11 protein-coding genes and 2 pseudogenes are annotated in these 15149 nt (G+C 66.4%); 7 read left to right on the top strand and 6 right to left on the bottom strand.

Annotated elements, in window-relative coordinates:
- Window positions 1–96: 96 nt before the first annotated feature.
- From ACWDEX_RS21385 to ACWDEX_RS21370, 4 genes are read right to left on the bottom strand one after another with little or no spacing between them, the layout of a single operon-like run.
- Entirely contained in the window at window positions 97–1377 is a 1281-nt protein-coding gene (locus ACWDEX_RS21385) for a hypothetical protein (RefSeq protein WP_450465274.1), read from the bottom strand.
- Window positions 1374–1640 carry a hypothetical protein gene (locus ACWDEX_RS21380; RefSeq protein ID WP_450465273.1) on the bottom strand — a complete coding sequence of 89 codons (267 nt, stop codon included), beginning with the start codon at window positions 1638–1640 and terminating at the stop codon, window positions 1374–1376. Before ACWDEX_RS21380 ends, ACWDEX_RS21385 begins: the two co-directional genes overlap by 4 nt.
- Complete coding sequence (locus ACWDEX_RS21375; RefSeq protein ID WP_450465272.1) at window positions 1637–4309, bottom strand: SUMF1/EgtB/PvdO family nonheme iron enzyme; 2673 nt, start codon at window positions 4307–4309, stop codon at window positions 1637–1639. The genes ACWDEX_RS21380 and ACWDEX_RS21375 overlap by 4 nt, the downstream gene beginning before the upstream one ends.
- A complete protein-coding gene (locus ACWDEX_RS21370; RefSeq protein WP_450465270.1) occupies window positions 4306–5079 on the bottom strand; it encodes a class I SAM-dependent methyltransferase in 774 nt (257 codons plus the stop codon). Before ACWDEX_RS21370 ends, ACWDEX_RS21375 begins: the two co-directional genes overlap by 4 nt.
- A 392-nt stretch (window positions 5080–5471) precedes the next feature.
- Between ACWDEX_RS21370 and ACWDEX_RS21365 the strand changes: the two are divergent.
- Window positions 5472–5667, top strand: a pseudogene (locus ACWDEX_RS21365) (hypothetical protein); the annotation flags it as partial.
- On the opposite strand, the gene ACWDEX_RS21360 reads toward ACWDEX_RS21365, so the two are convergent.
- Complete coding sequence (locus ACWDEX_RS21360) at window positions 5631–5855, bottom strand: DUF397 domain-containing protein (RefSeq protein WP_450465268.1); 225 nt, start codon at window positions 5853–5855, stop codon at window positions 5631–5633. The pseudogene ACWDEX_RS21365 and the gene ACWDEX_RS21360 sit on opposite strands and share 37 nt — an antisense overlap.
- Window positions 5856–5859: 4 nt before the next feature.
- Window positions 5860–6711: a helix-turn-helix domain-containing protein gene (locus ACWDEX_RS21355; protein WP_450465279.1), complete on the bottom strand. Its 852-nt coding sequence runs from the start codon at window positions 6709–6711 to the stop codon at window positions 5860–5862.
- A gap of 210 nt (window positions 6712–6921) precedes the next feature.
- On the opposite strand from ACWDEX_RS21355, the gene ACWDEX_RS21350 reads away from it, so the two are divergent.
- The 6 genes and pseudogenes from ACWDEX_RS21350 to brxC all read left to right on the top strand — a co-directional run bounded on the left by ACWDEX_RS21350 (window position 6922) and on the right by brxC (window position 15139).
- Window positions 6922–7335 carry an ATP-binding protein gene (locus ACWDEX_RS21350; RefSeq protein ID WP_450465267.1) on the top strand — a complete coding sequence of 138 codons (414 nt, stop codon included), beginning with the start codon at window positions 6922–6924 and terminating at the stop codon, window positions 7333–7335.
- A 314-nt stretch (window positions 7336–7649) separates the two neighbouring features.
- A pseudogene (locus ACWDEX_RS21345) lies at window positions 7650–8998 on the top strand (IS1380 family transposase).
- Between the two features lie 486 nt (window positions 8999–9484).
- Window positions 9485–10093, top strand: coding sequence for a BREX-6 system BrxE protein (gene brxE, locus ACWDEX_RS21340; protein WP_450465266.1), 609 nt, complete (start codon window positions 9485–9487; stop codon window positions 10091–10093).
- A gap of 26 nt (window positions 10094–10119) precedes the next feature.
- Window positions 10120–10875, top strand: coding sequence for a hypothetical protein (locus ACWDEX_RS21335; protein WP_450465265.1), 756 nt, complete (start codon window positions 10120–10122; stop codon window positions 10873–10875).
- Window positions 10872–11510, top strand: a complete 639-nt coding sequence (locus ACWDEX_RS21330) for a DUF1788 domain-containing protein (RefSeq protein ID WP_450465264.1) — start codon at window positions 10872–10874, stop codon at window positions 11508–11510. Before ACWDEX_RS21335 ends, ACWDEX_RS21330 begins: the two co-directional genes overlap by 4 nt.
- A gap of 8 nt (window positions 11511–11518) precedes the next feature.
- Window positions 11519–15139, top strand: coding sequence for a BREX system P-loop protein BrxC (gene brxC / locus ACWDEX_RS21325; RefSeq protein WP_450465263.1), 3621 nt, complete (start codon window positions 11519–11521; stop codon window positions 15137–15139).
- Window positions 15140–15149 lie beyond the last annotated feature (10 nt).

The raw sequence follows: 15149 nt of genomic DNA, 5'->3' as shown, positions 1-15149 counted from the left end.
TGTCGCAATCCACACCAGGCCAGAAGGCCCTCACCTATTTCAAGATCGATCAGTGGTGAGCCCTGTCACCGTCCACAACCTCCCGGGGCAGAACACCTAGGGCTTGCCCTCCCCGCCCCGGAGCGACGACAGGACCAAGCGCCCGTACCGTGTTGTCAAGGCTGCTGCTGTGGCGGCGACGGACAGTGCGAGTGCTATGAGCAGGTGTGTTGCGGAGTTGTCGCCGAGGACCTGCAGGATGCTGAGAGCGGTGCCGAGGGGGAGGCCGAGAACGGTGAGGACGCCCAGGGCGCCGCTGATCTGCTGGCTCTCCTGCGTCTGTACGAGCCTGCTGTAGTCGGCGGCTTCGGCGAGGATCTCGTTGAAGCGGGCGGGTAGCCGGTGCTGGTTCTGGAAGGCGAGCAGTAGATCATTCGCCGGGCCGTGGGCGGTGAGGTGTTGTCGCCAGTAGGTGCTGCGAAAGGCGGCGATGTTCCTCTCCAGACCGGCGACGCGGCGCGCCAGTCGTGCGGAGTCGAACACCTCAGAAAGTTCGTCGGTGAGTTCGTCGATGTGATCGCGCTGAAGAGCACCGAGGAGCAGGGCGTCGAGATAGACGGTACGGGAGTGCAGTGCCCCGAAGTCGAAGAAGTCACCCGCTCCGGTGTCGGGTCGGTGACCGAGGAAGGCGGCTCCCTGTCGTAGCACCAGGGCGCTCCAGTCCGCCGAGATCCGCACGGTGTAATTGAGTTGGTCGTCGGCAGCCTCTGGTGGGAGAGGGAAGTCCTCCGGCGTGGAACGTGAGGCCAGTCGCCACAGCCAGCGGTCCGCGGTGGCGGGCAGTTCCCCTTCTGGGCCGGAGCGGAGGGCGGGAGCGTGCTGTGCCGTTGGGGTCATGAAGGCGATGGTGTAGGGCCGTGCGGTGGCGAACGGTGCGCCCGGGACACGGACGTCGGCGATGCCGACGAGGAGTTCGGCCGGGTCGAACGGCCCGGTGAGCGGTTCGTCGGCCGAGGCCGGCCGCCGTCCGGCTAGCGCCCGCAGCACCGGCAGTAGCGGTCGCTCCACACTGAAGTGCATTACAGCGAGGGCGTGTTCGGGGTTGCGAGCAGTGGCCGCGCGCAGGAGTTCCATGCCGAGCAGGTGCATTCCGTTGTGTTTGACGTCCAGCGGCTGGTGCCAGCGGCGGGGTCGTCCGGGTGCCCCGTACAGGGCACGTGCGGAGGCGGGGGCGAAGTAGGTGGATCGGGTCTGGGTATCGGTGCGGCGGCTGCCCAGCTCGAACGGGAAGGGTCCTTCGGCCAAGTCGGGGACGCGTAGCAGTTGCACGGGGAGGACCACGGTCAGTTCCTGGCGCGCCCCTTTGGCTTCGTCGGGCAGCGGAATATCGGAGGTCATCGGTAGTACTCTGCTGGATCGGGCTGGTCCAGGCGGATGACGAACTCCGCCCGGTCGGGGCTTTCGGCGCTGATGTGGAAGCGGACGCGTTCGCCGGGGCGGATGGTCCGGAATCCTTCGGTAACGATCTGCCGGTAGTCGAAGCCGTAGTACCGCTCGTCCTCGTCGTCCTGGACGATGTAGGAGCTGAGCACACCTCGCGGTCCTCCGCCGCTCGGTCGCGTGTCGACGATGGTTCCGTGGCGGGGCCCGCCGCCGCTCATGCTGCCGTCTCCTCTGTTCCGTCGGAATCCCTGCCGAGGTCCTGCACACATCGGAAGCCGACCGCGTTGCTCGCACCGTGCTTTCGGTAGACGCCCTTGCTGCTGGTTTGCACCGCGCGCATCGGGTTGTCATAGCTGCCGCCGCAGATGACGGCGGCCTCGCCAGGATCGGCCAGGCTGGTGGAGGTCCACTCCCAGCAGTTGCCCACCATGTCGAGAATGCCGAACGGTGAGCGGTTGCTGGGGCGGTCCGTGACAGGCGTGACCCCAGCCCGGCGTACGGTGTCGCCCGCGAAGTCCCGGTACCACGCCTGGTACGTCACGAGGGGATGGCCGACCCACGAGTCGGCGCAGTTCACGTGGGTGCCGTCAGGTGTGTCGCCCCACGGGAACAGTCGCCCGTCGACGCCGCGCGCGGCAGCCTCCCATTCAAGCGCGGTCGGGAGCCGCTTGCCTTCGAAGGCGGCGAAGGCGTACGCGCCCCACCAGCTGACGCAGACGGCCGGGTGGGCGTCGTAGCGGGGGTTCTCGTAGTAGTCGGGGTGCCGTAGCCGGTCGGTCGAGGGGCGGTGTGTGATGTGGGCGGGCTGGTCCGGGTGGTCCCATCGCGAGCTGCCGTCCGCGTTGAGGGCGTTGAGAAATCGGCGGTAGCGAGCGGCGGTGACGGCATGGCGGTCGAAGCGTACGGGGCGCTCGATGCGGCGGATCAACAGCCTTTCGGCCGGGCCGACAAGGTAGGCCCCCGCGGGCAGCACACAGTCGTCGGTCTGCGGAGTGCCGGGCATGCCGACGAGGAAGGCGCGCACTTGCTCGGTCAGGAAGGCACCGCGCGGAAGGTTCGCTGCCGTGTTCCGGTTCGCGGGCTCGGCGAGATACCGGGCGGCCAGCAGTTCCTGGTATGCCGTGTGCACGAAGGCGACATGCTCGGCCCCGGCGGGGCGCAGCAACGGTGCGAGGACACAGGCGTCGAGATCAAGCCGTCCGTCCGAGAAGGCCTCGGTGCCCAACTGCCGGAACAAGTCAAGGAGTGAGAAAACCGTCTGGTCCGTGAGGAAAGCCTGCCCGAATGTGGCGGGCAGGCGGCGCTCCAGATTGGGCTGCCCGCGCTCCGCCAGTGTTCGCTCGATGTGTGCGCCGAGGATGTTCGCCAGTGTTTGCCCCGACGGAAGCTTCAGCGCGGTGGTGAGCCGCTTCTCCAGCGGGGTGGCTTCGGGCTCGGCCAGGCGCACGACATGGAAATGCGGGACGCGCGCCGGGTCCAGGCCGTTTGTGTACATCTGCTCGACCAGCTGCTCCGAGCGGCCGGCGCCACTGTCCAGCAGCTGGCGCACCTGGGGTGAGTCCGCCAGGAAGGAGACCCGCGAACTCATGACCACCGCTGATTCCGCGGACAGGACGGCGGCGAGATCGGTGAAGAGCTGCAGGAAGCCAGCGGGGCTCGATTCCTCGACGCCCTCGTCGACGGCATCGAGCACACACAGCGCGGTCCCGGAGCGGATCAGGTAGAGGAAGAGGTCGTAGGCGCGGGAGCGGTCCGACGACGTCATGGTCGGCGCCAGCAGACGGCCTGCGTACTCGGAGAACGGTTCGTTCTTCGGCTTGAGACCGAGGTCGAAGTAGAAGCGGAAGCGACGGACCTCGGGGTCGGCCGCCAGCGCGCGCAGGAGCGTGCTCTTTCCACTTCCGGGCCGACCGGTCACCAATACGTTCGCACTGCCGCGCGCAAGCCGCGCGAGCAGCTCCGCCGCGTCCCCGGACTGCACCACCTGCGACTCGCCGGTGCGCGGGTCGGTGGTCAGCGTCGCCGCAGCGACGATGGCCCGCGACTCGGCAGGGTTGATGGCAGAGACGAGAGGAGCGAGGTGGTTGTCGAGATTGACGATGGCGTCGACGAAACCGTCGTAGCGCACGATTCGGAAGTCCAGGCCCAGTATCTGATGGAGCGCGCCGGACTCTGCACCGCCATCGCTGTCGTCGTCAAGGACGACGAATCGGGTGAACTTGGGCAGCCGCGTCCGCAGCAGTTCGCCACCATTGGAGGCAAGAACGGTATTCAGGTCGTCGGCGTCCCGGGAGAGCATCAGCTCCACGTACTCCAGCCGCATTCCCGACTCGCGGCAGAACAACTGGTACACGGTGTCGGGGCTGAGGACGAACCGCTTGGCCTGTCGGTAGCCGAGGGTGACGTACAGCCCGGCAAGGAACTCGCAGCGGCGCGCCACCTCGGCGGCCATGTCGGGTTCACCGCCGAGTAGTGCCGCGCTCCCCGTGTCGGTGAACCAGACCAGCACGTCGACGAGCCTGCGGACCGCCAGCAGGCCATCCTCGTCGCTGATGTCGTACCCGTCGTGCGTGGACCGGTTGCGCAGCCGCCGGATGTCGTCGAGTGCGTCCAGGACTGTACTGCTGCGGATGTAAGGACGACACCGCTTAACCAGGTCGTTCAGCGCCTTTGTCGAAGGGTCGCCCTCGACGCCGTGGTGCCGCCACAGTTCCTTGAGCAGCTTCTCGGTCAGTTTCCCGACCAGGGCGACCGCGTTCTCCGGATAACCGTCGTTGAGGGACCGCAGCGGCCGCTCCAGATCGAGCCCTAATCGATCGGCGATCCGCGAGTGGTCGTCGAGTTCACTCCTCAGGCGCCGCAGCCGTTCGTCGACCACGGTACTCACGTGCCCTCCACGCGCCGTTGCCCAAGGACGAACGCAAACCGGTCGGGAAACACCAGGACAGGCTCCGGGTGAGCCGCCTGCATCTCTTCGATGCCCTTCTCGATCTCACTGTCACTGAACGTGGACAGCAAGGACATGTAGCGGGCGCGTACCATGCCGAAGTACCTGTCCCGGTCGATGCGCAGCTCATGCTCGACGTGGGTGAGACTGGCTTCCAGCCCGGCCGCACTCAAGTGCGCCTGGATATCGGCAGGGTCCGGCTGAAGCTCCTCGAAGCGGTCGAGGGCCGCCTGGAACAGCGGGTACTGGATCGTGGCCGGGAGCATCACCACCAGCAGCCGTCCTCCGGGGGCCAGGCGGTCGGCCAGGCCCCGCAGTGTGCGTGCCTGATCGGTCACGTGGTGCACCGACTCCTTGAGCCACATCGCGTCGAGCTGCTCGTACGGCAGACCGTGCCCTTCTGCGATGTCCTCGGCCGAAGCGACGATCGGCTTCAGGCCGGGCGCCGGCGGGGTGCCCAGCTGACGGAGCATCGCTTCGGAAGGATCGACGCACAGAATCGGATGGCCTGGCTGGAGTTGACTGGCCACTTCCCTGGCGAACAGACCGGTACCGGAGCCGATGTCGGCGATCCGGTCCGCAGGGCTGAGCCGCAGTGCCTCGGCGATCCGGCCGGCCATCCAGGGAATGTAGTCCGGACCGTAGACCCAGTGCTCATCGTACTCGGCTGCCAGTTCCTCGTAGTGCCCCCGCACGTTGCGCCGCTCCACGATCCCCCTCTTGCCGCTCGTGTGTCGCCACCTGTGTCGGCGCCTGTGCCACACAGGACAAGTGCAGGCTATCGCGGGTGACGGCACGGCAACAGGGCGTCACCCGGCCAGGATTGGGCTTGATCGAGCTCGCGCGGCCAGCAGGGGCGTAGAGGTGGAACACCAGGGCGAAAACCCTGGCAAGCTTCGTCACCCGCAAGGTGGAGGCAGCTTCCAGGTCAGGGCTGCGAGCCGCACAGGGCTGTTGCGCTTCCACCGGATGCTGCCTCGTCGGCCGGCGGCAGGGCGGTGGGGTAGATGTGGGTGTTGCTGTAGGTCTTGTGCGGATAGGCGACCGTGCACACAGGGGTGAAGATGGCCGGTGCCAGGATCGCGAGGAGGGCCTGCCGGTCGGGGATGAGGCGGTGGTGCCGTACGCCGACCGCCTGATCCGCATCCCGGCGACGCCGACTCTGCTCCAGTCGCTGGCGGCGAGGGCGCCGTTGAAGGTGTTCGCGTGCGAGCCGGGCGCGGCTCACCTAAGGCTGACAGAGAGGGGGGAACGAGGTGGATCAGCCTCGGAACCTGGTGGAGTCCGTCACCGTGGAGCAGGTGTCGCCCTTCAGGGCTTCGATGAAGGCGGTGAAGGCTCCGGTCGGGATGGAGAGGGTGGCCCTGGCCGGAACCTTCGAGTCGCGGATGGCTATGTGGGTGTGGCGATGTGCAACCTCCACGCAGGCGTCGCCCTGGCCACCGCCGGAGTAGGACGACTTTTGCCAGGTATTGCGGGTCATCATGGACTCACAGCTCCTTCGTCATCCGGAGGATGAGGTCACGCGAACGCTCGGGTTCGAGCGACGCCGCCTCTACCCTACGGAAGAGCGTTCGGTAGCGGCCGAGTTGGGCTTCGGCGTCAATGAACGCAGGGCCATTGGGTCCGTCACGCACGACAGTGTCCAACTTGGGGACCGGACCACCTGCGTACACCATGGCGCTTCCTGCTCCGGCGAAGCCGTCCAGATCGAAGGGGATGACGCGTACGGTGACGTGGTCGGCTTCAGAGAGTTCCAGGACGCGGGCGAGCTGAGCCCGTGCTGCGGCTCGGTCGCCGACCCTGATGCGCAGCGCTGCCTCGTGGATCACCGTCTCATACGGGATCGGGTCGGGCCGTTCGATGATGATTGTGCGCTTCATCCGGTGTTCCACCCAGCGCTCCACATCGCTCTTCGGGAATTCCGGGTTCACGTACGAGAAGAGGGCCAGGGCGTAGTCCTCGGTCTGCAACAGGCCTGGGACGTGCAGGAAGTCCACGTCCCACCGGTAGCTGGCGTGGTGCTCCAACTCGGCGAGGTCGAGGAACGGCTGGGGCAGCAGATCCCGGTACTCATCCCACCAGCCGCGCGTTCGTTCAGTCGCCATTGCCACCAGCGCTGAGAGCAACCCCTCGTCCGTGCAGCTGTAATGAGCGGCAAGACGCCGTACGCGTTCCTCGCTGACGCCGGCAATCCCGGACTCGATGTGACTCATCTGGACCGAGTTGGACCCGAGCAGCGCCGCCGCCTCACGGGCCCTGAGTCCTGCGGCTTCACGCAGTTTCCGCAATTCAGCGCCCAGGCGAACCTGACGTGCGGTCGGTTGCAGTCTGGGCGGCATGACTTCGTCCTCGCCTTCAACGGCCTTGCTGCGGTAATTCGTTCGGTGCCAGGTTACGCGATCGGCTTGAAGTGGAACAATTTTATGCCATACGGTCAGTGACGTAACGCACACGCTGCGGAAGCGCACTGCTCGGTCGTTCCATGACGGCTGCGGCAATGCCCCCGCTTGCCCCGCAACCCCATCCCCAACCCAAAACGGAGCTGACGCATGCCCGAAAACCTCACCGAGTCCTGGGAGTACTGCCTCTACATCCCGAACGACCTACGCGCCGTCACCATCAGCCGCCGCACCCTCCGCCTCATCCTCACCATGCACGGCCTGATCCGCCTGGTTGACACTGCCGAACTCCTTGCGACGGAGCTGGTCTCCAACGCCGTACGCCACACCAAGGGCCCGGCGGCATTGCGTGTGCGCTGGTCGGCAGGTGTGCTTCGGCTCGGGGCCTGGGACGCTGACCCCGAGCCGCCGGAGCCGCCCGTGCCGCTTGAGCAGGTCGCCGAGGCGGAGGAAGGGCGGGGGCTGGGGTTGGTCCGGGCGTGCGCCGACCTGTGGGGCTGGCAGCCACTGACGCGAGACGGCAACCGGGGAAAGGTCGTGTGGTGTGAGTTGGCCGCCGTGTAAGCCACTCCGGCAACCTGAAGGTCTACGCGAAGCGAATCGACGGCCAGGAGTAAGAGAAACGACACCTCATGCAGGGCCCGGGAGGATCCGAACCTGCGCACACGGCCCCGGAGGCCCTTTCGGGCTTCGACGTTTGCGCAGGTCACGAGCCCGTGATCGGCCGATGAAACGCGATCCGTCCACAGATAGTCCACGGACGGTCTGTGTGCTACTCAGCGGTGGCTTAAGCCCTTTGAGTGAACGCTCAGAAGAGATGGGTACACCGTAGTGACCTGGCCTCGCAGGTCCGTGTCACCTCCGCGACAAGCTGCAGGCTGCCGTTACCGTCCGCGCGTGGCGGTGGTGGCGAGGTCATCTCGCAGGCCGGTGCGGTGCTGCTAGTCGAGACGGTCCGCAAGTCTGGCCTGGATGCGGCGATATCGCAGGCGTTGGCGCCGTGGCGGAAGGCCCGGGCGGTGCACGATCCGGGCAAGGTTCTGTTGGATGTGGCGCTCGCGGTGGCGCTGGGCGGGGACTGCCTGGCCGATGTGGGCCTGCTGCGGGCCGAGTCGGACGTGTTCGGGCCGGTGGCCTCCGATCCCACGGTCTCCCGGCTGATCAGCAAGCTGGCGTCGGGCGGGCAGCGGGTCCTGGTCGCGCTGCGCACCGCCCGTGTCGAAGTACGCGAACATGTATGGCGGTTGGCCGGTGATGTGGCACCGGACGCGGGCGGGCAGGTGATCGTCGACATCGACGGCGTCCTCGTCCTGGCAGACTCCGAGAAGCAGGACGCTGCCGCGACATGGAAGAAGACGTTCGGGCACCACCCGCTGATGGGGTTCGTCGACCACGGTCGCGGCGGGTCCAGCGAGCCGGTCGTGAGCCTGCTGCGGCCCGGCAATGCGGGCTCCAACACCGCCGCCGACCACATCGAGGCCACCAAGCTGGCTCTGGCTCAACTGTCGAAGCGGTTGCGGCGCGGCTGGCAGACGCTGATCCGCACCGACTCCGGCGGCACCCACGAGTTCGTCGCCTGGCTCGTGAAGCGCAGTCGGTGGCTGTCGTACCCGGTCGGCATGACCATCACCGACACCATCCACCAGGCCGTCTTGAAGGTCCCGGCCTCGGCCTGGACACCGGCCGTCGAACCCGACGGCGACATCCGCGACGGCGCCTGGGTCGCCGAACTCGCCGGCGACTGCCTGACGGGCTGGCCCAAGGGCATGCGACTGATCGTGCGCAAGGAACGCCCGCACCCCGGCGCCCAACTGCGCTTCACCGACGCCGACGGCATGCGGCTGACCTGCTTCGCCACCAACACGGCGGGCGAGGCGATCACCACCCTCGAACTGCGCCGCCGACCGCGGGCCCGCGCCGCGGACCGTATCCGCGCCGCCTACGCAACCGGCCTTCGCAACTCCCCCTCCACGACACGGCTCAGAACCAAATCTGGCTGGAGATCATCCAGATCGCCCTCGACCTGCTCGCCTGGATGCCCCTGCTCGCCCTGACCGGCAAGGCCTGGCAGTAGGAGCCCCGCCGCCTACGGCTTCGGCTGTTCTCCACCGCCGCCCAGCTCACCATCGGCCGCCGCCGCTACCTCCGCCTCGCCAAGCACTGGCCCTGGACCCACGTGATCACCGACACCGTGGACCGGCTCCACGCCCTCCCGAACCCTGGCTGACCAGCACCTTCCCGTCCTTGTGAGCAGCACCAGCCCACTGGAGCAGTGGAACCCGGCGCCCACCCGACGAGACAACCGGGCCATCAGCCTGTCCAGACTCCGAAAGCCCCCACCAACACCCACCACAAAGGGTTCGCCAGCAAGCTGACGCACCCTCATGAATGAACGACGTTAGATCACTTGTACTGCACTTCAGCGCCCGCACGTAACACTCCTGCGTCGACGACGATACGATGTACCGCGGTCATCGGCGTGATCGCACCGGGGGGTGGCGAAGGTGGCGAGGAGCGAGGGAAATGGGTCGGTGACGACCGTCGCCGAGTCTGAGTTTCAGTATGAGAAGCGGGTACTGGAGTCGATCCGTAAGCAGCTCCCCTCCCTACCCGCGCATCGGGTGGGCCGGTTGTGGAAATTCAAGCCCTCACAGGGCGACGCTCGGTTTGAAGCGGGTGGAGCAGCGGCGTTGGATAACGAGAAGGTCGAGCCATGAGCATGTTCGATGCCGAGAACGTACCGGCCGGGAGCGAACGAACGCCGATTCCGATGTCGGACATCGACACGGCGCTCACCTCGCAGCTCGTGGTGGCGTGGGCGGGCGAGATGGGGGAAGACCGCGGGCTTGGTTGGTGGCGTTCCGACCTCGTTTCCGAGTACGGCGGTGAGGATCTGTTCCGCCGGCTGTTGCCGGGCACCTGGCGCTGGGCTGCGCTTCAGGGCGCGAGAGAGGCTGCTCGACGGACGGACGCGGAGTTCCGGTGCCAGGACCACGATCCTGACCGAATCGTCTCGCTCTTCAGTCTGGGTTTCGAGCTGGACGAGCGAATCGAGGAGCGCTTCCAGGATCTGAAGCGCTCGGGCCGCACGCCGGACGAGGCGCTACCGGGCCTGGCAGTTATCAGTGCCGGCTGGCACCGGGATCATTTCTGGGACTGGGTCATCGGCCACGGTGAGGCTGATGCGGCAGCTTCACCGGTCGGACGGCGACTCAAAGGGAGCCCTCCGATCGCCTTGGATCAACGGGTGAGGAAGCTCGTCGCAGTGCTCGCCCCAGCGACCGAGACCTACCCGCTTCCCCACTACAGGAGAGCATCATGACGGGCTGCCCACGAGAGGTGACGGAAATGCACACGCGCCTCTCGAAGTGTGCCCTTGAGGTCGATGACTCGCGCGCCTTCTGGGCCCGCGCCGACGAGACCACTGACGTGAACGCCCAGCGGGCCTTCGACGAGTACTGGTTTGGCGCTCGGAGTCTGGCGCGCGTCGAGGTGCTTCTCACCAACATGCGCGCCCGGTTCAGTGCGTTTCCGTCGGCGCTCGCCGTGCTCCACAGCTGGCAACATATGTCACCGGAAACACGCAGAGCCATCTGCCACTGGCATCTGCAACTCACCGACCCTCTCTATCGACGCTTCACGGGATCCTATCTGGTGGGGCGTCGCTCTGGGCCTCGGCCCGAGGTGACTCGCGATCTCGCCGTCGCTTGGGTCGGACAGCAAGGGCCCGGCCGCTGGATGATGTCGATGCGAATCCAGTTCGCCAGCAAGCTCCTCTCCGCGGCGTACTCGGCCGCTTTGGTCACCTCGAACCGCGACCCTCGTCCTATTGGCGTGCCGCGTGTGCCGGACGAAGCGCTCGAGTACCTCATGTACCTGCTGCGAGAGACGGAGTTCGAGGGAAGTCTCCTCGATAACCCGTACACGAGTTCGGTCGGGCTGGAGGGTGCCATCCTTGAGGAGCGCTTGCGTGGGCTCCCTGGGCTCGCTTTCAGGCGTCAGGGTGACCTCATCGACTTCGGATGGAGGCATCACGACTTGCGGATGTGGGCCGACGTCAACCTCCCCAGTGATGAGCGGCGCCTGGCTGGAGCTGCCCTATGACCCTTCCTCTGTTTCAACAGAGTCCTCTGCAAGAGGCGTTCGCCGCGCTGCGCCGAGATCTCATCCACGAGGACGGCCCGCATATAAGTACGATGCGCAACTATCGCTTCGCCATAATGCAGTACGAGCCGCCCGATGAGTTCAAGCTCCGTGGCGAAGTGCAGCGCTTGACCGCAGACCTTGCCGCCAACGGCTGGATGGTCATTTCAATCAGCCTTCAAAAGCTTCTTCTTGACCGTGTCAGAGCGCAGGGCTTGGAGTGGGTCGACCGTGTCATGCAGATGGAAGAGCGCATGGCCGGCATCGAACCGGAGCGCGGGTTGAACTATTTGAAGTCGAAACTCTGGCCACTCATCGAAGGGCCGGATGGGATCGCAGCGGATTGCAGCCGCCTGATCTGCGAGTACGCCGACAGGCACCCGGACACCGTTGACCGGACGGTGGCCTTCATCGGGCGCGCGGGCGCACTGTATCCATTCATTCGATCATCGGCTCTTCTTCGTCACCTCGACGGCAGGACGCGAAATGTGCCGGCGGTCCTGCTCTATCCGGGCGAACGACGAGGACTGGCAGGACTCTCGTTCATGGGCATTCTCAACCCGGACAACGACTACCGACCCCGGATCTATCCATGAGGGACGACATGCTGATTCGCGACCTCTTTCTCTCTGACGTCACGCGGGATATCCCGCCGGTCGTTTATTTTCACGAGCAGGGCGCGGACAAGCTCGCCGCCGAGATTTCCGAGTACATCATCACCGGCGGCTGGCCCGAGGACCACCCGAACCATCGTCGTGTGCCGAGCGGCATCCACGAGCAGTACGTCCGGCTGCTTACGAACATCACCGCGGAGCTCGACAAGGCAGGTGGGCCCGAACTCCCCAACGCCTGGATCTCAGGTTTCTACGGCTCCGGTAAGTCGAGCTTCGCTAAGCTGCTCGGGCTCTCCCTCGATGGCGTCGCCTTGCCGGACGGAGGATCGCTCGCGGAGGCGTGGCTTCAGCGAGACACGTCGCCGAAGTCTGCCGAGCTGCGCGAGGCATGGCGTGTTCTTCGCCAGAAGATCGATCCGCTGGCCGTCGTGTTCGACATTGGCGGCATCGCGCGCGACAACGAGCACATCCACGCCGCGACCGTTCGGCAGGTCCAACAACGGCTCGGCTACTGCAGCACCGAGCCCCTCGTGGCGGACTTCGAGCTGCGCCTCGAGCGTGACGGCGAATGGTCCCGCTTCGAGGAAATGGCCCAAGAGACACTCGGCACGCCATGGGCCGACGTGAAGGACAGGGCGCTGGCCGAGGAGGACTTCTCGCACGTCATGAGCGTGATGTATCCCGACCGGTACACCGACCCCATGAGCTGGTTCACCAGCCGCGGCGGCACCCATGCGCGCTCCGAGTCCCCCGAGGAGGCCGTGGCAGCCATTCGCGACATGCTCAAGTTCCGTCGCCCGCGTGCGACGCTGTTCCTCGTTGTCGACGAGGTCTCCCAATACGTTCTATCCAACAAAGACCGTGTGGACCGGCTGCGTGCCTTCGCGACCGCCATCGGCTCCACGCTCCGTGGCCAAGCCTGGCTGCTGGCGCTAGGGCAGCAGAAGCTCGACGAGGAGGCGGACGACTCCTTCCTGGTGTGGGCGAAAGATCGCTTCCCTTCCAAGCTCCGCGTCCATCTGGCGGCCACGAACATTCGGGACGTCGTCCACAAGCGACTCCTCCAGAAGCGCCCCGACGCCGAGGGACAGCTGCGCGCGCTCTTCGAGAGCCACCGGCCCGACCTCAAGCTGTATGCCTACGGTTGTGAGTCGGTGACTCCCGAGGAGTTCGTCGAGGTCTACCCGATGCTGCCCGGGCAGATCGACCTGATCCTGCAGATCACCAGCGCCCTGCGCACACGCTCGGCCCGAGCCCAGGGCGATGACCAGGCCATCCGCGGCCTGCTCCAGCTTCTCGGTGAGCTGTTCCGCGACCAGAATTTCGCCGAACAGCCAGTGGGCGCGCTTGTGACCCTGGACCAGGTCTACGAGGTTCAGCACACTGCGCTCGACTCCGACGTGCAGGCGTCGATGGCCCGCGTGCTGAGCCAGTGCACCGACGATGCGGACGGACTCCTGGTGCGCGCGGCCAAGGCTGTGGCACTGCTCGAGCTCATTCAGGACACTCAGGCCACCGATGCGAAACTCGTGGCGCAGTGTCTCTACGACCGAGTCGACCGCGGCAACCATGTGGCTGCCGTGACCGAGGCGCTCGAGGAGCTGCGCCGCAGGAACCTCCTCGGGTACTCGGAGAAGCACGGCTACAAGATCCAGTCCTCAGCCGGCGAGGAGTGGGAGCGTGAGCGCCGCGACATCGGCGTCGCGCGCGAAGCCATCAGCGAGATCGTGCAGGAGGGGCTCGCCTTTCTCCTTGCCACTCCGGACCGCCCGCGACTTCAAGGACGGCCCTTCCCTTGGGCGGGACAGTTCTCCGACGGCCGCCGCGCGGACGACGTCAACCTCGTCGACCCACGCGACGACGCTGCCGCCCGTGTCGACTTTCGCTTCCTAGCCAGAGAGGAGGGCACTGAGAGCATCTGGGTGAAGAAGAGCAGCGAGACCGCACTTCACGACCGTCTCGTCTGGCTGTGCGGCGACAGCGACAACGTGGACCACCGCGCGCGCGATCTCTACCGTTCGCGGGCCATGGTCAAGAAATACAAGCCGCGCCGCGAGTCGTTGAATCCCTCCCGCAAGCTCCTGCTCCAGCAGGAGGAGAACCGTGCCGAGGACCTCGAGAAGCGCGCGCGGGACGATATCGCGGCGGCGTGGATGGCCGGAAATTTATACTTCCGAGGTCGGAGCATCTCGCCACAGCAGCAAGGCGCGTCGTTCGCCGTAGCGCTTCATGCGACGGCCACCCGGGTGCTGCCAGAGCTGTTCCCGCACTTCACTGCCACGCAGGTCCAGCCCTCTGAACTTCTTCAGCTCGTCGAGGCCGAGCTCTCCGGCCCATCACCCAAGTTCCTCACAGGCGACCTCGGCATCCTCGAGCTCGACTCCGGACGCTACGTCTCCTCGTGCAGCGGCGTCGTGGCACGCCGTATCCAGGAGCACATCGAATCTGAGGGGGGCCTCGGCGGGACCACACTCCTCGCCCATTTCGGCGGCCCACCCTACGGCTACACGGCGAACGTCGTGAGGGCCTGTGTCGCGGGCCTGCTCCGCGCCGGCAAGGTGCGTCTGCAGCCCGATGGCGGCAATGAAATCACCGCCATTCGCGATGCGGGAGTGCGCGACCTCTTCGACAAGGACCGTGCCTTCCGACGCACAACGATCTTCCCGGCCGGCGAAGACGACATCGGCTTCCAGGCGCGGGCGCGCATCTGCAAGTTCTTTGAAGAACGCCTCAAGCATCGCATGGATCGCGAAGACCACGCCATCGCCGACGCGGTCGCTCAGCACTTCTCGCATCTCGCGCAGAAGCTCCGCAGCGTCCAGGGCCAGCTCAACCAGCTCCCAGGCTCGCCTGAGGGGCCAGCTGTGTTCGGCAAGCTCAGCGAGGCGCTCGAGCAGTGCATCCGCACCTGTCGGCAGACCAAGCCGACCGTGAAGCTGGTCAAGAAGCACCTCGACACGCTGCAAGACGGCGTCCAGCTCCTGCAGCTCTACGGCGCAGAGCTGACGGTCGAGGCCATTCAGGGCGTCATCGCCGCCCATGGTGTGCTCACGTACCAGGCAACTCAGCTTAAGGACCTCGGCGTCGAGTCCACCGAGGTCGAGGCAGCCGCGACGCGCGTCGCTGCCCAGCTTGAGGCCGAGCGGCCCTGGCGCGACATCGGTGCGCTCGATGAGGACCTCGCCGAGATCCGCAACTGCTACCTCGCCGAGAGGCAGCGGCTGCTCCAGTGGCAAGAGCAGCAGGCGGAGACGGCCCGTGCCCGCGTGAAGGCGCGCGACGGCTTCAGCACCCTCACGGGCGAGCAAGCACACCGCGTGCTCCGACCCTTCGCGCTAGCGGTGACCGACACCACCGCCGAGGCAATCGCACCACCGCTCGTCTCCCTGAAGGACCCGTTCGTGCTCGCGCTGCAGCGTGCCGAGGAGCAGGCGAACGACCTCCTCGATGAGATCTTGAGCGAGGGCGAGAAGCCGCTCATCGCGCGGGTCGACCTGCAACTGCGCAATCGAGAGGTGGCGACGGAGACCGACGTGCAGGCGCTCGTCGACGAGATCAAGGAACGCCTGCTCGAGCAGGTCCGCGCCGGCGCGCGCGTGCGGCTGCTGTGACTGGAGGACG

Source organism: Streptomyces sp. NPDC001020 (assembly GCF_053599115.1).
The sequence above is the reverse complement of the archived record's forward strand: the minus strand, read 5'-3'. Positions and strand labels throughout refer to the sequence as shown.